Origin of the sequence: Phytoactinopolyspora mesophila (assembly GCF_010122465.1) — a bacterium.
In the GTDB taxonomy this organism is placed as follows: domain Bacteria; phylum Actinomycetota; class Actinomycetes; order Jiangellales; family Jiangellaceae; genus Phytoactinopolyspora; species Phytoactinopolyspora mesophila.
On sequence record NZ_WLZY01000014.1, the window covers coordinates 110,549 to 130,800 of the forward strand.

Genomic DNA, 20,252 nt, shown 5'->3' on the forward strand with positions numbered 1-20,252 from the left:
GGCGACAAGCGCGGGACGAACGAGGAGCCCGAGCGTGAAAATCGGAGTCGTGACTTTCCCAGGTTCGCTGGACGACAGCGATGCCATCCGCGCGGTGCGGATCGCCGCTGGCGACGCTGTCTCGCTGTGGCACGGAGACGCCGACCTCAAGGGTGTGGATGCGATAGTCCTGCCTGGTGGCTTCTCATACGGCGACTATCTGCGGTGCGGCGCGATCGCCCGGTTCGCCCCGATCATGGAGCCGCTGATCGATGCCGCCCGGGGTGGCATGCCGGTGCTCGGGATCTGCAATGGCTTCCAGGTGCTGTGCGAAGCTCACCTCCTGCCGGGCGCTCTTGTGCGCAACGACCACCGCAAGTTCGTCTGCCGTGACCAGAAGCTGCGGATCGAGGACGCCTCTACACCCTGGACCTCGGCCTACAGCGAGGGCCAGGAGATCGTCATCCCGTTGAAGAACGGTGAGGGTGGTTTCGTGGCCGACGATTTCACCCTCGACCGCCTCGAAGCCCAGGGACAGGTTGTCGCGCGATACCTCGACTGCAACCCCAACGGCTCGTACCGCGAGATCGCAGGTGTCCGCAATGAACGCGGCAACGTGGTCGGCCTGATGCCGCATCCGGAACACGCGGTCGAGGCGCTGACCGGGCCGAGCACTGACGGTCTCGGCTTCTTCACCTCGGTACTGGAGTCGGTGCTGGCGGCATGACCGGAACGGCGAGGCGACGAGCGAGGGCCGAGTGAGGAGTTCCGAGCGTGACCATTGACACCGTTGACAACGCGACAAAGACACCTGACCTGGTTCAGCCGTGGAAAGAACTCGGTCTGAAGGAAGACGAGTACCAGCGCATCCGTGACATCCTCGGGCGCCGCCCGACCAGCTCCGAGCTGGCGATGTACAGCGTGATGTGGTCCGAGCACTGCTCGTACAAGTCGAGCAAGATGCATCTGCGCCGTTTCGGGGAACTCCAGCAGGAGACGCCGGTCGGCAAACTGCTCGCGGGTATCGGTGAGAACGCCGGCGTGGTCGACGTAGGACAGGGCTACGCGGTCACGTTCAAGGTCGAGTCGCACAACCACCCGTCCTACGTCGAGCCGTATCAGGGCGCTGCTACCGGCGTCGGCGGCATCGTCCGCGACATCCTGGCGATGGGCGCCCGGCCGGTCGGCGTCATGGACTCGCTACGTTTCGGCCCGCTGGACGCGCCCGATACCCAGCGCGTCTTGCCGGGCGTCGTCGCCGGTGTCGGCGGCTACGGCAACTGCCTAGGCCTGCCGAACGTCGGCGGCGAAGTGGTGTTCGATGCCTCGTATGCCGGCAATCCTCTGGTCAACGCGCTCTGTGTGGGTGTGATGCGGCACGAAGACCTGCATCTCGCACACGCGTCGGGGCCGGGGAACCAGGTCATCCTCTACGGGGCGCGTACCGGCGGAGACGGTATCGGAGGTGTCTCCGTACTTGCCTCGGAGACGTTCGAGTCCGAGGGGCCGGCCAAGCGCCCCAGTGTTCAGGTCGGCGACCCTTTCATGGAGAAGCTGCTGATCGAGTGCACGCTGGAGCTGTTCGCCGAAGACCTCATCGCGGGCATCCAGGACCTCGGCGGTGCTGGCCTGTCATGCGCCACCTCCGAGCTGGCCAGTGCCGGCGACGGCGGCATGCACGTAGTCCTGGACCGGGTTCCGCTGCGAGACTCCACGCTTGCTCCCGAGGAGATCCTCATGAGCGAGTCGCAGGAACGGATGATGGCGGTCGTCGAGCCTGGCAACGTCGAGCGGTTCATGAAGATCTGCGCGAAATGGGATGTCCAGGCCGACGTCATCGGTGAGGTTGACGATTCCGACCGGCTGACTATCGAGTGGCGTGGTGAGACCGTCGTCGATGTGCCTCCACGCACCGTCGCCCACGAGGGCCCGGTCTACGAGCGTCCCTACGCGCGCCCGGACTGGCAGGACGAGCTGCAGGCGGCATCGCCGGCAGGACTGGCTCGACCGGCCGATGGTGACGAACTGCGCTCGACGCTGCTGCGGATGGTTGCCTCGCCGAACCTGTGCTCACGGGCGTGGGTGACCGACCAGTACGACCGGTACGTGCTAGGCAACACCGTGCTGGCCCAGCCGGAGGACGCTGGTGTGCTGCGCATCGATGCCGAAACGGGCCTGGGTATCGCGATGTCGACCGACGCCAACGGGCGGTTCGCCAAGCTTGATCCCTATGCCGGGGCGCAGCTCGCGCTCGCTGAGGCCTACCGCAACGTGGCGGTCACGGGTGCTCGCCCAGTAGCGGTGACGAACTGCCTGAATTTCGGCTCGCCCGAGGACCCGGCGGTGATGTGGCAGTTCGCCGAGGCGGTGCGCGGCCTGGCTGATGGCTGCCAGGCCCTTGGTACGCCGGTCACGGGTGGAAACGTATCGCTGTACAACCAGACCGCGGAGACCGCGATCCACCCCACCCCGGTGGTGGGCGTGCTCGGCCTCCTCGATGACGTCAGCCGCCGGGTCCCCCATGGGTTCCAGACGCCTGGCCACATCATCTACCTGCTGGGCGACACCCGTGACGAGTTCGGTGGTTCGGAGTGGGCCAACGTCGTCCACGGGCATCTCGGTGGGCTGCCGCCGGCGGTTGACCTCGGTGCGGAGAAGGCGCTGGCGGACATCCTGCGCAGCGCCGCGAGTGACGGAATGATCGCCGCCGCGCATGACGTGTCGGATGGCGGGGTCGCCCAAGCGCTCGTGGAGTCGGTATTGCGGCACGGCGTCGGTGCCCGGGTGTGGGCGCCGGCCGGGCTCGATCCGTTCGTCTTCCTCTTCTCGGAGTCCACGGCCCGGGCTATCGTCGCCGTGCCACACCCCGAAGAGGTTCGGTTCACCGGGATGTGCGGCGCGCGCGGATTCCCGTACGAGCGGATCGGCGTGGTCGACGACGAAGGTGTGCTGGACGTGCAGGGCCAGTTCAGTGTCGGACTGGATGAACTGCGCCGCGCACACGAGGAAACGCTCCCGGCGGCCTTCGGCGAATGACGCCTCCTTGATCATTGTCCTCCTTTAGGTGTGATAGCGCCTAAAGAAGGACAATGATCAAGCTCGGCATGCACGTGCCAGTTCGACGAGCTTCGCGGCGAGGCGGGCACGTCGCCGTTCGCGCCGTAGCAACCGGCGTTCGAGGCGTCGTTTCTCGGCGGCGATGTGCCGCAGCCCGGCGTCGTGAAGGTCGCGTGTGCGCTCTCGGTGCAGGCGCTGGTAGTCGTGGAAGTGCGTCATAGGCTTTCCGATCTCTCCGCGGCTGCTCTCGCCGCGTCGATCTGTGCGGTGTTGATCCGAGGCAGGGCGTAGACCAGCAGGACGACATGGATCGCCGCGGCGAGCAGGAACGGCGCGCGCAGTGCCCATTCCCGGCCGAACAAGGGCTCGCCGATCGTCACGACCACACCACCCAGCAAACTGCCGAGCGAGATAGTTCCCCATCCGAAGAACCGGTAGACCGAGTTGACGCGTCCGAGCAGATGATCGGGGATGATCGTCTGGCGCAACGAGACGGTGATGATGTTCCACAGGACGATCAAGAATCCTGTCCCGGTCATGATCACCCATACTGCCGCGCCGATCGAGAGCAGCCCGATGACGCCGAGGCCGGCGCCCATCCCGATCATGGACACGAACAAGGACGTGCCAGGCCCCAGCCGCCGGCTGACCCGGTCGGCGAGCAGTGAGCCGGCTACCGCCCCGGCGGCCCCACCGGTCAGCAACAGGCCGAAGCGCCCGGCGTCGAGATCGAGTATCTCCTGGGCGAAGAGCACCATGATGGCCATGCAGGTGGCCGACATCGCGTTGAGCCCGCCCAGAATGATCGCGAGCGACCGGAGCAACTGATGGTTCCACAGCCAGCGGAACCCTTCGCCGATCTCGGCCCGCCAGGCGATCTGTCCACTCGTGGTCTGGCCTTTGGGGACGAAGGTTCCGGCGAGGGCGAAGACCAGGGCCGCCGCTACCGCGAACGTGCCGGCGTTGATGACGAACGGCAGCGCGAAGGCGACGCCCAGCAGGACGCCGGCGAGGGGCGGGCCGATGAAGTTGTTCATCACCGTCTCTGCGCCCCACATCCGGCCGTTGGCCTTCTCCAACCGGTCTTTGGCGACGATCGACGGCAGTAATGTCTGAGCGGAGTTGTCTCTGAGCACTTCGGCGAAGCCGATCAACAGGGCGGTCAGGTACAACAGTCCCAGGAGCAGGCCGGCATTGCCCGGCGGGCTCGCCGTGCCGTCGGCGATGTCTTCTGGCATGGAAAGGCTGCCCTGGTTGGCGAAGACCAGGACGGCGAAGGCGAACATCGCGATACTGCGCGCCACATCCATCAAGGCCACCAGCCGGCGCCGGTCGAAGCGGTCGGTGATGACGCCGGCGGGAAGTGAGAACAGCAGCCAGGGCAACCGGGTGGCTAGGGTGACCAGAGCGATCTGGAGGGGATCGCGCGTGATGGCCGAGGCCAGCCACGGCACGGCGACGGTCATCAGGCCGTCTCCGAGATTGGAGACGGTGGTGGCGGAGAACAGTCGCCAGTAGTTCGTCCCGAGCCGTTGGCGGGGAGGCTTGGCGGCGACGGAACTCATGGGAGCTGCTCGGGGGCAGCGCCGGACACGTGGTCGGGCTCGGGAAGACGCTTGCGACTCGTGGGGTAGATACCGGCGACGAAACCGTAGGTGACGTCACCGCCCCGTGGCTCACCGGCGAATTCCATGATGAGTTCGTTGATGCGCTGGCTCCATTCCTCGGCCCGCTCGGCCGGGATACGCGCGTATCTGGCGTTGGCATTAAGCGGCAGATCGGTATCGGCTGGTACCTCGGCGATCTCGGTAGCCGCTGTCGACAGGATCTGTTGTGGAACGGTGGCCGCCTCGCCCGCCTTCTGGAAGATGAAGACGCGGGCGGTGCGGCCGTAGTACTTGGCTTCGAGCGCACGTACCCGCTTGGTGCGCACGACGCGAACCAAGCCGGCATCTTCGAGCACTTTGAGGTGGTGGCCCACGGTGCCCTTCGGCTTTTCGAGGGCAATCGCCAGGTCAGACGTGGTGGCCGCGCGCTCGAGAAGCAGGCCGACGATCGCCTGGCGGGTCTGTTCGAACAGGGCGCGGTATTGATCCGGCCGGCTGAGAGAGAGCTGCTCGTCGAGCGGATAGTCCGGAGTCGGGGGCTGCCCTGGAACCGAAGTATGGTCTGGAGTTCCCGTATGGTCGGCCATAACAATATGGTCGGCAAATCCCGACCAATAGTCAAGGTGCGTGCCTCTCGTGGTTGCACGGGATGGCCGGGCGGGCGGGGCTCCTCGTGCGCTGGACCGTTAGCGTATTGCCGTGGTGAAACGAATCGACCCCGGTAAAGCCTGGGACGCGTACCAGGCCGGGCATGAGGCATTACGTGGCTGGCTCGAGCGGCTGCCTGAGCCGGAGTGGGCTCGCGCGAGCGAGCTGCCGGGGTGGACGATGGCGGATCTGGCCGCCCACATCGGTATGGTCGCCGATTCGATCGACGCCCTGTCTGTTGCCCCGCGTGGTGAAAATCCCAAGACTATCGGCGGGTATGTCAGTGGATACGAAGCCGCCGCGGAATCCGTTGCGGACATGACCCGTGCCATAGGTGACAAGGTGGGCCGGGGGCCGAGCGAAATCCTGGCGGTCATAGACGAGCGGTTCGGTGCGGCGGTCAGTCGTGTCCAGGAGGTCGGTTTGTCGGACCAGGTGGTGCTGGCCAGGCGGGGGCCGATTCGCCTCGGCGACTTCCTGCTGACGAGAGTGATCGAAATCGTCGTGCATGCGGACGACTTCACCCGCTCGCTGCCCACCGCTCGGGCCGCGGTTCTGCCGCGCGACGCCCAGCGGCTGGCCGTGCGGGCTCTGTTGGGCATACTCGCCGAGCGGGCCCCAGGGCGCACGGTCGAGGTCCGGGTGCCGCCGCATGCGGCGGTCCAATGTGTCGAAGGGCCCCGTCACACCCGGGGCACGCCACCGAACGTCGTCGAGATGGAGCCGTTGACCTGGATCCGGCTGGCGGCAGGGAGGTCCACCTGGGGGACGGAGGTGGAGTCGGGGCGCGTTGCTGCCAGTGGTGAGCGTGCGGATCTCAGTGCGCATCTTCCCGTGTTCTAGTGGCGAGCCGGCCAGGACACTTGGCATATCGGGGAACATATGTTCGAATGAAGTATGCGATGGGAGACGCAATCGCTCGAGATCGAAGCCGACGGCGCACTGCCTGGTCTGCAACGCATACCCGGCTTGGTGCGCAGCGTCACCACGCCCGACTTCGCCGGCGTCACCTTCCACGAGGTGTTGGCCCGTAGCGTCCTCAACGAGGTACCCGCCAGCTCTGACGTGCCGTTCCGCTGGACGGTCAACCCGTACCGCGGATGCACCCATTCATGCCGGTATTGCTTCGCCCGCCGTACTCACGAATGGCTCGACTTCGACGCCGGACGAGACTTCGACTCAGAGATCGTCGTGAAGGTCAACGCGCCTGAGTTGCTGGCCCGTGAGGTAGCCCGGAAGTCGTGGTCGCGCGATCACGTGGCGCTGGGTACCAATACCGACCCGTATCAACGGGCCGAGGGGCGCTACAAGCTGATGCCGGGCATCATCCGTGCGCTGGCCGGATCCGGAACGCCGTTCTCCATCCTGACCAAGGGCCCGCTGCTCAAGCGTGACCTTCCGTTGCTGGTCGATGCGTCGGCCACAGTCGAGGTCGGACTGGCGGTGTCCATCGCCATCCTCGACGATCAGCTGCACCAGAGTGTCGAACCTGGAATCCCGTCGCCCCGCGCGCGTATGTCTCTGGTTCGTGCCATCCGTGAGGCGGGATTCCACTGTTCAGTCTTGTTGGCTCCCGTCTTGCCGTGGCTGACGGACTCCGCTGAGCAACTCGACGAGATCGTCAGCCGCCTTGCCGCGGCGGGAGCCAGCCGAGTCACCATGATCCCGCTGCATCTACGCCCGGGTGCTCGTCAGTGGTTCATGCGATGGCTCCAGGACGAACACCCCGCTTTGGTGCCCCGCTATCAGCAGCTTTATGGCCGCGGCGCGTATGTGCCCGCGGGTTACAAAGAAGAGCTCAGCGCCCGGCTGAGACCCATCCTGCAGCGCCACGACCTGGATCGTCGACGCACGGTCACGGCCGCGGCCGGCTTCCGCGGAACTCGACCGGCGCGGGTGGACGAACAACTCTCCGCGACGCCGGTCGCCGGTCAGTTACGCCTCTACTGATCCGGACCAGCCGGAGCAGCAGGGGCGATCTGATCCGGCGAAATCGTCCCTCGAACGCGGCTGTCCAGGGCACGGGGTAGCGTGACAAGATCTGATTCACGGTTCGTTTCTCGTTGGAGGTTTCCGATGCGTCTGGTCAGGCGTACACGTCGTCTTATGCTCTCCGCCGCCTTCGGCGTCGCTGGTGTCGGATTGGTAGCCGGTCCGGCTGCTGCGAATGCTGGCGGCCCGCTGCCGGACACCGGTTCGTCTCCGCTGCCCTGGATCATCGGCGCCATCGTCGTGCTCGGTCTGGGTGGCGGTCTGTACGCCCTGTCCCGGCGGAAGTAGACCCGGTTCTACCGGTCCGCCGCGCGAATGGCCACGTCTAACCGGGTGGTATGGCCGGTGGTCGCGGTCGCGGCGGCCGGAGTTGTGGGAGCAGCGTGGTTCGTCGTCGTCCCGGTGTTCAGCGGCGACGAACCACAAACGTTTGACGATACGCACTCGATTTCCGAGATTCAGGGTGAGGGCTCTTCCTCCCCGCTCGAAGGCGAGACTGTCACCACCTCCGGGGTGGTCACGGCCGTCTATCCATACGGTGGGTTCGACGGCTACTACATTCAGACACCGGGTAGCGGCGGCGACACCGACCTGGCGGATCGAACCGCGTCGGATGCCGTATTCGTCTACTCGCCGTCAACGGCTCAAGACATCGAGATCGACGACTACGTACAGGTCACAGGAGACGTCGTCCAGTACCACGGCTTGACCGAGATCGTGGTCGACGAGCCCGGCCTCGCCGTCAGCGACGAGCCGGCCGAGGCGGTGAAGGCGGTGCCGTTCGAGCTGCCTGCCGCGGAAGAGCGCCGTCATGCGTTCCAGAGCATGCTGGTCCGGCCCACCGACGGATACGTCGTCTCCGACATATTCGGCCTCGGCGGCTGGGGAGACAACGCGTTCGGCTCCATTGGCCTGGGCTACGGCGGACCGTTGGTGCAGGAAACCGACGTCGCCCGGCCGGGCACTGCCGAGTACGACGCCGCTGTCGCCGACAACCAAGAACGGGCGGTGACCCTCGACGACGGCCGGTCCCACCGAACCGCGCCCGATCAGCATGTGCCGTATCTCACCCTCTCCACCCCCGTCCGCACAGGCACCGAGCTCACGTTCGTCGACGACGTGATATTCGACTACCGGTTCGAGCAGTGGAACTTCCAGCCGAGGCGCCCGGTCAACGGTGAGGCGTCGGACGTGGTGCTCTTCGACCAGGGAAACACGAGGGAATACAGCGCGGTGCCGGCCGACGTCGGGGGTGACGTCGTGATAGCGAGCTTCAACGTGCTCAACTACTTCACCACGCTCGGCATTCACATTGACGGATGCACGCCGTATACGGACCGTGACGGCAACCCGCTCACCGTCCGGGGCGGCTGCCTGGCGCGGGGCGCCTGGGACGAGGCAAATCTCGCCCATCAGGAAGCGAAGATCGTCACCGCGATCAATGCGCTGGGTGCCGACGTCGTGGCGTTGCAAGAGATCGAGAACTCAGCCCGTTTCGGGCAGGACCCCGACGTCGCGGTGGCGGCCCTGGTCGATGCGCTGAACGTCGACGAGCCAGGTACCTGGGCGTATGTCGCGACGCCAGCCCGGATGCCGGCTGTATCCAGCCAAGACGTGATCCGCAACGCGTTCATCTATCGTGATGACACGATCGAGCCAGTCGGCGATTCTGTCGTGCTGGTGGACGATCCCGCCTTCCACAACGCCCGGGAACCGCTGGCGCAACAGTTCACTGTCACCGCCACGGGCTACTCGTTCATCGGCATCGTCAACCATTTCAAGTCCAAGGGAGGCGACTGCCCGCCCGCCACCCCACAGGGCTGTCACAACGACGACCGCGTCGCCCAAGCCCATGCCCTGACGGATTTCGCCGGCGAGCTGGCTGCCGATACCGGTGTCGAGGACGTGTTTCTGATCGGCGACTTCAACGCCTACACCCGTGAGGATCCGATGGAGGTGTTCGAGGCGGCCGGATACACGAATCTGAACTCCGAATTCCACGGCGGGGCCAGTTACGTGTTCGACGGCCGGATCGGCTCACTGGATCACGTTCTGGCTAGCGCTCCGGTCGTCGAGGCCGATCTCATCCGTGGCGTCGACGTCTGGGATATCAACTCGGTCGAGTCCGTGCTGATGGAGTACTCCAGGCGCAACTACTTCGCCAGCGACCTCTTCGAGGCGGGCACAGTGTGGCGCTCCAGTGATCATGACCCGATCATCGTGGGGGTGGGGCCCCCAGACGGTGTTCAGGGGCCCCGATCGAGGACCAGGTAGTCGAGTTCCTCATCGGTGAGCTTGGCGTTCTCCCGGCGTCGAAGCATGAAGATGATCAGGCCGATGACGATCCACACCCCGAGCGCGATCAGTGATTCCGCTCCCAGGGCGGCCGGAGAAGCCGGCACCAGAAGTAGGGCGAGGAACGAACACCCGATCACCGCACCTAGCAGGCTCAGCAGCTTCTTCGCCGGTGTGCCCAGCTGTTCCGCACCGCCGCCGCGGAGGCTGCCGGACCAGTGGAACATGCGGTAGGCGACCACACACGTGTAGGTGTAGGCGATTGTCACGCCGACGGCCGACATGTCCACCACCCACAACAGGGCTTCCCGTCCGAACCAGGGCGCGATCAGGCAGATGGCGCAGACGAACGCGATTCCGGTAGACGGTGTGCGGGCACGCGGATTGAGCCTCGCGAACGCGCTCGGGATCATCCGGCCGCGCCCCATGGCGAACAGCAAGCGGCTGGCGGCGATGTAGAAGCCGTTGAGACCGGTGCAAATTCCCATCGAGACCGACACAGCTAGCAGCGTGGTGCCAGCTCCGCCGAACAGATCGGACACCGCGTCGCCGGTGCCCCAGAGGGGATCTTCGGCCACCAGGTCCGTCCACGATGTCGCGGCTGCCGTGACCAGGATCATCGCGGAATAGAGCAATGCGGCGGCGAGGATGGCGAAGACGATCAGCCGGAATGCCTTCCGCGGCGAGAACGCGAACTCCTCGGCTGCCTGTGGAACATTGTCGAACCCGACGTAAGCCCAGGGGGCGATCGCGACGATCGCGAGCACTGCCACCCACGGCGCGGAGTCCACCGCGAAGAGCGGGTCGACGCGGCCGAAGCTGCCGTCGGGATGGATGAGGACGCCAACCAGCAAGGCGGCGACACCAGTCACCATGACCAGGCAGAAGATCAGTTGTAGTCGTCCGGAAAGGGTGGTGCCGCGCACGTTCAGCACCGCGAACACCACAAGCGCGGCACTGGCGATCAGCACCTCACCCAGGTAGACCTCCCAGCCGGCGACCTCGTACAACAGGGCACGTTCGGCCACCTCCGGCAGGACATACCTGGCCAGCAGGGCCAGAGCGGAGGCATTGAGCGCGACGATGCAGACGTATCCCAGGGTGAGGAACCACCCGCAGAGCACGGCATGGTTGCGTCCGAACGCGGAGAGTGTGTAGGCGAACTCGCCGCCGGATACCGGCAGAGCACGAATGAGCGTGCCATAACTGGTGGCGATCACCAGCATGAGCAGGCCGCCGATCAGAAAGCCGAGGATAGCTCCGAGGGGACCGGCGGTCCGCATCCAGTCGGCCGGGAGGACGAAGGCGCCCCAACCGACAGCCGAGCCGAGTGCCACGGCCCAGATCCAGCTTGGCCGGAACGTCCTGGACAGTCGCGGTCTATCGGCGTCCGGGCCAGGTTGTGGGGATGGCGCTGTACTGTCTGCGTGGTCATCCATCGGCTGAGACTCCTGCGCAGTTGGTTGCCGCTGCAACCTTAGAACCTGTTCCTGAACCTTCGCCGGATCAGCAAGCGCGCCAGCCGGCGACTGCTCGTTCACGCGGGTTCTCAATCACATCGGGCCTTCGGTGTCTTGAACCAGAGCATTAGAGTGCCTCGTGTGAGCGACGTACGCGAAGCAGTAGAGAGTTTGTTCCCATCCGTCCGCGCCGATCTGGAGCGGCTGGTCCGCATCCGTAGTGTCAGTGCCGATCCGGCCGCCGCCGACGCCGTGCAGGCGAGCGCCGAGGCTGTGGCTGACCTGGCCAGGGGGGCGGGAGCCAAGGAGACGGAGATCCTCTCCGTGCCGGGTGGCCAGCCGGCTGTGGTGGCGCGATGGCCAGCGCCGGCTGGCGCGCCGACCGTTCTTCTCTACGCACATCACGATGTGCAGCCCACGGGAAACCCGCACGAGTGGAGTAGCCCACCGTTCGAGCCGAGCGAGCGCGACGGCCGCATCTTCGGGCGGGGCGCGGCGGATGACAAAGCCGGTGTCATGGCGCACATCGCGGCTCTGCGTGCGTTCGGCGGTGCGCCGCCGGTTGGGGTGACGTTGTTCGTCGAGGGTGAGGAGGAGATCGGCTCGCCCACCTTCTCCGCATTCCTCGAGACATACCGCGATCGGTTGAGTGCCGACGTCATCGTGGTGGCCGATTCGGTGAACTGGAGTACCGACGTACCCGCGCTCACCACGAGCCTGCGTGGCCTGGTGGACTGCGAGGTCGAGCTGCGGGTGCTCGAGCACGCGGTCCATTCCGGAATCTTCGGCGGCCCCGTGGTCGACGCGCTCACGTGCTTGTGCCGGCTGCTCGCGACCCTGCACGATTCCAGCGGTGATGTGGCGATCGAGGGGCTGGTCTCCAGCCAGGCGGCCGATGTCGACTATCCCGTCGATCGATTCCGCGCCGAGTCCAGCCTGTTGGAGGGCGTCGAACTGGCCGGGACGGGTTCCCTGGCCGATCGCCTGTGGGCCAAACCCGCTCTCTCGGTGATCGGCATCGACGCGCCCTCGGTGGCGGAGTCCGCCAATATCCTCATCCACCGCGCCCGAGCCAAGATCAGTCTCCGGCTCGCGCCCGGACAGAATCCCCGCCATGCCCTGGACGCGCTGCGAGAGCACCTGACCAGCCACGTCGAGTTCGGCGCCGAGGTCACCGTCACAGACGGCCCAACGGGGGCGCCGTGCGTACTGGACACGACATCACCTGCTTACCAGGCAGCGGTGGACGCGTTGACGGAAGCATTCGGTGTGGAACCGGTTCAGATCGGTATGGGCGGATCCATCCCGTTCATCGCTGAGTTCGAGGAGGCCTTTCCTGACGCGCCGGTGCTGGTCACCGGGGTGGAAGACCCGGACTCCCGGGCGCATGGGGTAGACGAAAGTCTGCATATCGACCAGTTCGCCAAGGTGTGCCTGGCCGAGGCTCTATTCCTGCGACGTCTCGCGGACCGCTGATGGCCGGAGATCGCTACGTAGCGCTGCTGCGGGGCATCAACGTCGGCGGCAAGAACAAAGTGGCCATGGCGGACCTGCGCTCGTGGGTCGCCGGCCTCGGGCACACCGAGGTCTCGACGTACATCAACAGCGGCAACGTCGCCTTCACGGCGCGGGCCGGGGCAACGGACGATGTCACGCCTGGCCAGCCGAACAACGCGTTGGCCACCGAGATAGAACGACGGATCGAGTCCGAGGCAGGCTTGCGGATCACCGTGATGGTGCGCTCGCACGCGGAGTTGACGGAGGCCGTCGCGGCCAACCCGTTTCCTGACGCCGACCCGTCGAAGCTGCTGTTCGGCTTCCTAGGCGCGGAACTCGATGCCGCGACCGTGCACGGCTGGAATTCGATCGAATCCGGCGACGACGAAATGCGGGTCCACGGCACGGTTCTCTACGTGCACTGCCCGGATGGCCTGGGCCGGAGCAAGCTGGCCGACCAACTGCTCGCGCGCCGCGGTCCGACGATGACCACGCGCAACCTGCGGACGGTACGTAAGCTGATCGAACTGAGCTCGTGATCTTGCGCCCGTCCGCATGCAGGCGGCACGGCGTTCATGGTCTATACTCGACATTAGCCGCGGCCGAGTCCACGTTGACTCGGCCGTTTCAGTGCCCGGGTTGTGAACGCGTCGATAGTGAAATCGCCAGATGTGTTCAGCCGACGGTGGAACGTCGCGCGAAGTCGGGTGCCCGCACCCAGTGGCTCGTCGTGCACCGCACCCTGCGGCGCGCGCAAGGGTGCGCCCGACAGCTCAGTCAGCTGGAGCATGCCCGTGACATTCGATCAAGCCAGTCTGTCCTCCGACCGTTCAGGCCGGCACGGCCATCAGCACACCCGCCGTGACGGCCGCCCGTTCAACCCTCGCCGCGGCGCCGACCCGCGCAAGCGCCGGGCCGGCGGCCCGCCGCGTGAGCGACGCGGCCTCGACCCCGCACGCAGAGCGGCCATCGAAGCATTCGACCCCGCCACATCGGCCTTCTCGGAGATGGCCGTCCCGGAGCGGGTCGTGAAGATCCTCGGTGTCGACGGCATCTCGCAGCCCACTCTGGTTCAGGCTGCCGTGATTCCCGATGCGATGGCCGGGCGTGACGTGCTCGGACGCGCCCAGACCGGCTCTGGCAAGACGCTGGCCTTCGGCTTGCCGATCCTGGCCAAACTGGCCGGATCCAAGAGCCGCCCCAATCATCCCCGGGCGCTGATCGTGGTGCCGACACGTGAGCTGGCCGGGCAGGTTGTCACTGCTCTCGAACCGCTCGCCGAAGCTCTGCAGCTGCGTATGGTCACCGTCTACGGTGGCTCCCCTTACGACCGCCAGATCCGTCGGCTCGAGCGCGGCGCCGACATCGTGGTCGCTACACCTGGCCGGCTCGACGACCTCGTCCGCCGTGGAGCATGCCGCCTCGACGACATCCAGATCGTCACTCTCGATGAAGCCGACCACCTGTGCGACCTCGGCTTCTTCCCCGTCGTGGACGATCTCCTCAGCAAGACCCCCGAGGGAGGGCAGCGGCTGCTGCTCTCGGCGACCCTGGACGGAGACGTCGACCGTCTTGTCCGCCGTCACCTGAGCGATCCGGCTCGGCATGAGGTAGACCCGGACGTCGGCTCGGTCACCACCATGGATCACCACGTGCTCGTCGTCGGCGCCGGCCGCAAGATCGACGTGACGATGGCGCTACTCCGGGAGAACCCGCGCAGCATCGTGTTCACCCGCACCAAGGGCGGGGCGACGCGGCTTGCCGCGGACCTCGAGGAGGCCGGCGTACCGGCGGTCGATTTGCACGGGGACCTGTCGCAGCGGGTGCGTGAGCGTAATCTCGATCGTTTCAAGAGTGGGCGGGCTCAGGTAGTTGTGGCGACGGACGTCGCCGCCCGTGGCATCCACGTCGACGGCGTGGGCCTGGTCGTACATTTCGATCCGGCCGGCGAGGCGAAGGCGTATTTGCACCGCTCCGGGCGTACTGCCCGGGCCGGCGCTTCCGGCGCGGTGGTCACGATGGCCACGCCAGGACAGGCGCGGGACTTGGGTGATCTCTTCCGGCGTGCCGGGGTCGAGGCCAAGAATGTCGATGCCAGGATGGTCGCCAGCGGTCCGATGACCATCGAGAGCCTCGCCGACGCGCCTGAGATGCCTGCACCGGCTCCGAGCAGTGGAGACAGGGGTTCTCGCCAGGGCGGTAAGCCGCCTCGGTGGGCACCGGGACGAAGCGGGTACGGCAACCGTTCGGGCCGACCTCCCCAGCGTCGACGCAGATAGCCCTCCGGGGACGTACACTCAAGTATGTGGCGCGCGGGGATGGACAGCTGACGCAAGAACTCGACCCTCAGGACCAAGGTCCGAAGGACGCGTGTGGCGTATTCGGCGTGTGGGCGCCGGATGAAGACGTGGCGAAGCTCACCTACTTCGGGCTCTATGCTCTGCAGCATCGAGGCCAGGAGGCGGCCGGTATCGCTGTAGGCAACGGCGACAACGTCCTGGTCTACAAGGACATGGGACTGGTCAGTCAGGTCTTCGACGAGACCACGCTGAACACCCTGGTCGGTCACGTCGCGGTGGGGCACGCGCGTTACTCGACCACAGGTGCCAACGAGTGGCAGAACGCCCAGCCCACACTGGGCGCCACCCCGGCCGGAACGGTCGCGCTGGGGCACAACGGCAACCTCACCAACTCCGAGGAACTGTTCGAGCTCGTCCGGAACCGGGCCGGCTCGGACGTCGGAGAGCTCCGCTACGGCAACACCACCGACACCGCGTTGATCACGGCGCTTCTCGGCTCCTACCCTGGGCATACGCTGGAGGAAAGCGCCGCCGAGGTCTTCGCTCAGGTGCGTGGGGCGTTCTCGTTGGTGTTCTGCGACGAGTCAGCCCTTTACGCCGCCCGGGATCCGCAGGGTGTACGGCCCCTTGTGCTGGGTCGCCTGGAACACGGTTGGGTGGTCGCCAGTGAGACCGCCGCCTTGGATATCGTCGGCGCGGCGTTCGTGCGTGAGGTCGAGCCCGGCGAGCTCATCGTGATCGACGCTCAAGGTGTACGCTCGCGCCGGTTCGCGGTAGCCGAGCGCAAGGGCTGCCTTTTCGAGTTCGTCTATCTGGCACGCCCGGACACCCAGATCTCCGGCCGATCCGTGCACCAGACCAGGGTCGAGATCGGCCGCAGGCTGGCGCGTGAGCATCCGGTGGACGCCGATCTCGTGATCCCGGTTCCGGAATCAGGAACTCCGGCCGCGGTCGGGTACGCCGAAGAGTCGGGTATCCCCTACGGCGTGGGACTGGTCAAGAACTCATATGTCGGCCGGACGTTCATCCAGCCATCTCAGACACTGCGCCAGCTGGGCATCCGGCTCAAACTCAATCCGCTGCGCGAGATCGTGAACGGCAAACGGCTGGTCGTTGTCGACGACTCCATCGTGCGCGGCAATACGCAGCGGGCGTTGGTCCAGATGCTGCGTGAGGCCGGCGCCAAGGAGATTCATGTGCGGATCTCGAGCCCGCCGGTGAAGTGGCCGTGCTTCTACGGCATCGACTTCGCCTCGCGCTCCGAACTGCTCGCCAATGAGATGTCCACCGATCAGATCTGCGTGTCCATCGGCGCCGATTCGCTCGGCTACGTCGATCTCGACGCCTTGATCGAAGCGACCACGGTTCCCAAACCAGCCTTGTGCCGGGCATGTTTCGACGGCATCTACCCGATCGAGCCGCCTCGGACACCTGGCAAGAACGTGCTCGATAAGGTGACGGCATGACCAGTTCCCCGGTGCCTCCCGGTGCCACGTATGCCGCCGCCGGTGTCGATATCGAGGCCGGCGACCGCGCGGTCGAGCTGATGAAGGAGTGGGTCGCCAAGACCCGTCGCGCCGAGACCTACGGTGAGCTCGGCGGGTTCGCCGGGTTGTTCGACGCGAGCGCCCTGAAGTCCTACCGGCGGCCGTTGCTAGCCACGAGTACCGACGGAGTCGGCACCAAGGTGGCTATCGCCCAGCGCATGGACGTTCACGACACCATCGGGTTCGACCTGGTGGGTATGGTCGTGGACGACCTCGTCGTCTGCGGCGCCGAGCCGCTGTTCATGACCGACTACATCGCCTGCGGCAGAGTCGTGCCGGAACGCATCGCAGCGGTGGTCAAAGGCATTGCCCAGGCGTGCGTGGCCGCGGGCTGCACCCTCAGCGGCGGTGAGACGGCCGAACACCCCGGGCTGCTGGGACCGGACGAGTACGACGTCGCCGGAGCCGCTACGGGCGTTGTGGAGGCAGACAAGCTGCTTGGACCACATCTGGTGCGGCCGGGCGACGTGTTGGTGGCGATGGCGTCCTCGGGGCTGCATTCGAACGGCTATTCGCTCGTGCGCCACGTCATGTTCGAAACAGCCGGCTGGTCGTTGGACAGACAAGTTCCGGAGCTGAGCCGCACATTGGGCGAAGAGTTGCTGGAGCCTACCCGGGTCTACGCTCTCGACTGCCTCGATCTGGCTCGTTCAGTCGAGGTCCATGCGATGTCGCACGTCACAGGTGGTGGGCTGGCGGCCAATCTGGCTCGAGTGCTGCCGGAGAACGTGTCAGCTCGCATAGACCGCTCCACTTGGACACCCGCGCCGATCTTCCGGCTCGTCTCTGAACTCGGATCGGTAGCCGAGCGTGAGCTGGAGCGCACCTTGAACATGGGCGTGGGCATGGTGGCTGTTGTGGCGCCAGGAGACGCCGACTCCGCGGTCCAGCGGTTGACCGAAAGAGACGTGCCGGCGTGGATCGCCGGCGAGGTCGTGAACGGTACCGGTGACGCCGAACTGGTCGGCGCCTACACCGGTTAGTCAGCACACGTAGTCACATCAGCAACAGCACACGCCGACGGTGCTGCCGCACCGCGCGAGGCGGCCCGGCAGCACCGGTTGTTTCGGCATGTACCGAAGTATGACTACCCTACGCGGCGACGTGGTTCGTCGCCGTCGTCGTTTCCATAGTAGTCAGCCTCGTAGTCGTCGGACTGCTCGTCGGTACCCTCCTCGCCACGTAATTCGCGCTGTAAAGCGTCGAAGTCCGTGTCCAGGGTCTGGTACTTAAGCCGACGGGCGACCTTCGTCTGCTTGGCCTTGGCCCGGCCGCGCCCCATAGGGTCGACCCCCTCGCACAAAACCGGGGCGACCAGAATAGCCGGACGCCCACGTTTCCTTCGGATGACATCTGCTCGTAGGTCTAACGGTACAGGGTCCGACCCTGTTCCGTCTCATCCGGTGTCGACTTATTTCTCACAGCGTACGGGCCGCGGGCTGAGAAGCGACCGTTAGCCCAGGTAGATGGCATGTAGGCGGCTGATCTCCTCGATGCGATGTTCCGCGATGCGATCTGCCGCCACGGCCGGAGGGACGCCCTCGGAAGCGGCCAGCGCGAAGATCTTGCGGGTCGTTTCGAAGATCATCGCGGCCTTGTTCTCAGCCCTCTCGAACGAGAAGCCGTGGAGCTCATCGGCCACTTGGATCACACCGCCGGAGTTCACGACGTAGTCGGGTGCGTACAGAATTCCGGATTCGTCCAAGAGGTTCTCGACACCCGGGTGATCCAGTTGGTTGTTGGCTCCGCCACAGACCGCGCGCACGCCGCCCTTGGACAGCACGGCGGCGACATCGTCGGTGAGCGCACCGCCAAGTGCGCACGGCGAGTAGATGTCGATGCCGGATTCGAGGAGGTGCTCGGTAGAAGGCACGACATCCACTTGTGGGTGGGCTGAGCGCACCTTGGCGACCGCCGTTTCTGACACGTCCGTGACAACCACCTGGGCGCCGTCGTCGAGCAGGAGACCGGCCAGCTTCGCGCCTACCTTGCCGACGCCGGAGATGCCGACTCTGCGCCCGGCCAGGGTCGGTTCGCCCCACAGCCGCTCGGCGCAGGCGCGCATCCCTTGGAAGACCCCGAACGAGGTCAGCACACTGGAGTCTCCAGCGCCGCCCTCGGCGGAAGAGCGGCCGGTCACCCACGTGCGTCCAGGCGGGCACTCGCGCGCGACGAGGTCCATGTCCGCGACGTAGGTGCCGACGTCGCAGGCGGTGATGTAGCGGCCGCCGAGAGAGGCGACGAACCGCCCATAGGCGCGCAGGAGCCGCTCTGACTTCAGTTCGCTGGGGTCTCCGATGATCACGGCTTTGCCGCCGCCGTGGTCGAGCCCGGCCAGCGCGTTCTTGTACGTCATGCCCTGAGAGAGGTGAAGCACGTCGTCGAGCGCGGCTGCTTCGGACTCGTACGGATAGAAGCGGGTGCCGCCGAGAGCCGGGCCGAGCGCTGTTGAATGGATCGCGATGATCGCCCGAAGCCCGCTGGGGCGGTCGTGGCAGAAGACCACCTGTTCGTGGCCTGAGCGGGGGTCTGAGCCGTCGGTGCGGCCGAATACGAGAGGCGACGCCTCGGTCATGGTGGTGACCTTTCTCCTTCGTGCCTGCAGGGTAGGCAAGCGTCGATGGGTGTCAGGTATCACTCTATCGGTCAGAGTTTTCGCACCGATTTGGCGAAAACGCCCACGCGTGCCCACGTTGGGAGCTATGTTGATCTCGGATGGAGTCGACGTCAGGGCGTGTCACTCTGGGGTGATTTGGCCTGATTGCGGCATATGCGAAGCCTGCGTAGGCTTGCGTGCTCCGTGCATGGCATCATCCGAATGGTCAGAAAATCATCCGAATGGTCGGTTCGGGTCGAGCCGTAAGGCTCTCCCGTGGAAGATGGTCTGAAGGATGAAATAACTCTTGATGTGGCGGGACGGTCCCGTCACGTGAGGAAGGAAAGTGACGATGGCGACCAAGACACAGGAAGCCGAGGCCCTCCTCACTCCTGCCGAGGTGGCGGCTATGTTCCGGGTTGACCCCAAGACGGTCACTAGGTGGGCGAAGGCGGGCAAGCTCGAGTCGATCCGCACCCTCGGGGGGCATCGGCGATACCGCGAGTCCGAGGTCAGGACCCTGCTGAGCGGTCAGGTTCCGGGTCAGCGCAGCGAGGTCGACCTCAGCCTCTAGGGGTGAGTTGAACAACACTGAAAGAGACAGCCCCGGCCAGTGTTTGCCTGCTGGCTGGGGCTTTTCTTCTAGTCAGGGCGATGTAAACCGCGCTGCGACGCCGTGGACATTCGGTCGCAGAATCGCCTCTTTCCGGGCTTGGGCATATCTCGGTGTCCGCCTTCAATGGTGATAATCTCGAAACAAGTTCCCACCTTCAGCCGGCGGGGGTGTGACATGTCTATCTGGCCACGTGGTGCCCCGATGGTTGGTGCGAGCGCCAGCCGAAGCCGGACGGTCAGCGCGGAAGACATCGAGCGCTTCAGTCAGATCACCGGTGACTACAACCCGCTGCACTATGACGAAGCCGCGGCCACGGCTAGCCGATTCGGCGGGATCATCGTCCAGGGTGGCATCACGTCAGGAATCCTCAACGCCGTCGTCGCTGAGGACTTGCCCGGGCCGGGCACGGTGTTCTTGAAGACCGAATGGAGTTACCTGGCCCCGGTCCGGCCCGGAGACGAGATCACCGGCATGGTCGAGGTGCTGGACGTCCGCACCGACAAGCCTGTCGCAACGCTCAGGACTACCGTGAGCCGTGGAGACGGCGTAATCGTGCTCGACGGTACCGCGCAGACTTATACGGTCCCGCTCGGCGAACTCGGATGAGCTCCTGCCTGCGGCTGTGACACCAAGCGCCACGGCTCTTGCTCGGTGCTCG

The 20,252-nt window shown here is 65.8% G+C and carries 20 protein-coding genes; 13 read left to right on the top strand and 7 right to left on the bottom strand.

The annotated features are described in order from the left end of the window. Positions 1-34: 34 nt before the first annotated feature. Together purQ and purL are read left to right on the top strand one after the other, a co-directional pair. Positions 35-706: a phosphoribosylformylglycinamidine synthase subunit PurQ gene (gene purQ, locus F7O44_RS27365; RefSeq protein ID WP_162453497.1), complete on the top strand. Its 672-nt coding sequence runs from the start codon at positions 35-37 to the stop codon at positions 704-706. Positions 707-753: 47 nt separating this feature from the next. Beyond that, a complete protein-coding gene (gene purL / locus F7O44_RS27370; RefSeq protein WP_162453498.1) occupies positions 754-3,015 on the top strand; it encodes a phosphoribosylformylglycinamidine synthase subunit PurL in 2,262 nt (753 codons plus the stop codon). Positions 3,016-3,072: 57 nt separating this feature from the next. On the opposite strand, the gene F7O44_RS27375 is transcribed toward purL, so the two are convergent. From F7O44_RS27375 to F7O44_RS27385, 3 genes are read right to left on the bottom strand one after another with little or no spacing between them, the layout of a single operon-like run. Further along, on the bottom strand, positions 3,073-3,255 hold the full coding sequence (locus tag F7O44_RS27375; RefSeq protein ID WP_162453499.1) for a hypothetical protein: 183 nt from the start codon (positions 3,253-3,255) through the stop codon (positions 3,073-3,075). Beyond that, entirely contained in the window at positions 3,252-4,601 is a 1,350-nt protein-coding gene (locus tag F7O44_RS27380) for an MFS transporter (protein ID WP_162453500.1), read from the bottom strand. The genes F7O44_RS27375 and F7O44_RS27380 overlap by 4 nt, the downstream gene beginning before the upstream one ends. Then, positions 4,598-5,230: a winged helix-turn-helix domain-containing protein gene (locus tag F7O44_RS27385; RefSeq protein ID WP_162453501.1), complete on the bottom strand. Its 633-nt coding sequence runs from the start codon at positions 5,228-5,230 to the stop codon at positions 4,598-4,600. Before F7O44_RS27385 ends, F7O44_RS27380 begins: the two co-directional genes overlap by 4 nt. A gap of 112 nt (positions 5,231-5,342) precedes the next feature. Here F7O44_RS27385 and F7O44_RS27390 point away from each other — a divergent pair, with 112 nt between their 5' ends. The 4 genes from F7O44_RS27390 (at position 5,343) to F7O44_RS27405 (ending at position 9,557) form a co-directional block, all read left to right on the top strand. After that, complete coding sequence (locus F7O44_RS27390; RefSeq protein WP_162453502.1) at positions 5,343-6,134, top strand: sterol carrier family protein; 792 nt, start codon at positions 5,343-5,345, stop codon at positions 6,132-6,134. Positions 6,135-6,188: 54 nt separating this feature from the next. After that, complete coding sequence (locus F7O44_RS27395) at positions 6,189-7,241, top strand: Rv2578c family radical SAM protein (protein ID WP_162453503.1); 1,053 nt, start codon at positions 6,189-6,191, stop codon at positions 7,239-7,241. Between the two features lie 156 nt (positions 7,242-7,397). Further along, positions 7,398-7,571 (top strand): LPXTG cell wall anchor domain-containing protein, encoded by a 174-nt coding sequence (locus F7O44_RS27400; RefSeq protein ID WP_162453504.1) that lies wholly within the window; start codon positions 7,398-7,400, stop codon positions 7,569-7,571. 27 nt (positions 7,572-7,598) lie between these two features. Further along, positions 7,599-9,557: an ExeM/NucH family extracellular endonuclease gene (locus F7O44_RS27405; RefSeq protein WP_162453505.1), complete on the top strand. Its 1,959-nt coding sequence runs from the start codon at positions 7,599-7,601 to the stop codon at positions 9,555-9,557. Here F7O44_RS27405 and F7O44_RS27410 read toward each other — a convergent pair. Next, positions 9,530-10,915 carry an APC family permease gene (locus tag F7O44_RS27410; RefSeq protein WP_222851760.1) on the bottom strand — a complete coding sequence of 462 codons (1,386 nt, stop codon included), beginning with the start codon at positions 10,913-10,915 and terminating at the stop codon, positions 9,530-9,532. The two genes, F7O44_RS27405 and F7O44_RS27410, sit on opposite strands and share 28 nt — an antisense overlap. Before the next feature lie 264 nt (positions 10,916-11,179). Between F7O44_RS27410 and F7O44_RS27415 the strand changes: the two genes are divergently transcribed. Then, positions 11,180-12,514, top strand: a complete 1,335-nt coding sequence (locus F7O44_RS27415; RefSeq protein WP_162453507.1) for a M20/M25/M40 family metallo-hydrolase — start codon at positions 11,180-11,182, stop codon at positions 12,512-12,514. Then, positions 12,514-13,074, top strand: coding sequence for a DUF1697 domain-containing protein (locus tag F7O44_RS27420; protein ID WP_162453508.1), 561 nt, complete (start codon positions 12,514-12,516; stop codon positions 13,072-13,074). Before F7O44_RS27415 ends, F7O44_RS27420 begins: the two co-directional genes overlap by 1 nt. Positions 13,075-13,127: 53 nt before the next feature. On the opposite strand, the gene F7O44_RS27425 is transcribed toward F7O44_RS27420, so the two are convergent. Then, complete coding sequence (locus tag F7O44_RS27425; protein WP_162453509.1) at positions 13,128-13,325, bottom strand: hypothetical protein; 198 nt, start codon at positions 13,323-13,325, stop codon at positions 13,128-13,130. Between the two features lie 4 nt (positions 13,326-13,329). Between F7O44_RS27425 and F7O44_RS27430 the strand changes: the two genes are divergently transcribed. The 3 genes from F7O44_RS27430 to purM are packed head-to-tail and all read left to right on the top strand — an operon-like array spanning position 13,330 to position 17,365. Further along, on the top strand, positions 13,330-14,814 hold the full coding sequence (locus tag F7O44_RS27430) for a DEAD/DEAH box helicase (RefSeq protein ID WP_162453510.1): 1,485 nt from the start codon (positions 13,330-13,332) through the stop codon (positions 14,812-14,814). A 26-nt stretch (positions 14,815-14,840) separates the two neighbouring features. Beyond that, positions 14,841-16,301, top strand: a complete 1,461-nt coding sequence (gene purF / locus F7O44_RS27435; protein ID WP_162453511.1) for an amidophosphoribosyltransferase — start codon at positions 14,841-14,843, stop codon at positions 16,299-16,301. Continuing rightward, complete coding sequence (gene purM, locus F7O44_RS27440) at positions 16,298-17,365, top strand: phosphoribosylformylglycinamidine cyclo-ligase (protein WP_162453512.1); 1,068 nt, start codon at positions 16,298-16,300, stop codon at positions 17,363-17,365. Before purF ends, purM begins: the two co-directional genes overlap by 4 nt. A 104-nt stretch (positions 17,366-17,469) precedes the next feature. On the opposite strand, the gene F7O44_RS27445 is transcribed toward purM, so the two are convergent. Together F7O44_RS27445 and F7O44_RS27450 are read right to left on the bottom strand one after the other, a co-directional pair. Next, positions 17,470-17,664 (bottom strand): DUF3073 domain-containing protein, encoded by a 195-nt coding sequence (locus F7O44_RS27445; protein WP_162453513.1) that lies wholly within the window; start codon positions 17,662-17,664, stop codon positions 17,470-17,472. A gap of 171 nt (positions 17,665-17,835) precedes the next feature. Further along, a complete protein-coding gene (locus F7O44_RS27450) occupies positions 17,836-18,957 on the bottom strand; it encodes a Glu/Leu/Phe/Val dehydrogenase (RefSeq protein WP_162453514.1) in 1,122 nt (373 codons plus the stop codon). A 373-nt stretch (positions 18,958-19,330) separates the two neighbouring features. Between F7O44_RS27450 and F7O44_RS27455 the strand changes: the two genes are divergently transcribed. Together F7O44_RS27455 and F7O44_RS27460 are read left to right on the top strand one after the other, a co-directional pair. Beyond that, positions 19,331-19,552, top strand: coding sequence for a BldC family transcriptional regulator (locus tag F7O44_RS27455; RefSeq protein ID WP_162453515.1), 222 nt, complete (start codon positions 19,331-19,333; stop codon positions 19,550-19,552). A gap of 243 nt (positions 19,553-19,795) precedes the next feature. Then, complete coding sequence (locus F7O44_RS27460; protein WP_222851761.1) at positions 19,796-20,200, top strand: MaoC family dehydratase; 405 nt, start codon at positions 19,796-19,798, stop codon at positions 20,198-20,200. Positions 20,201-20,252: the final 52 nt, after the last annotated feature.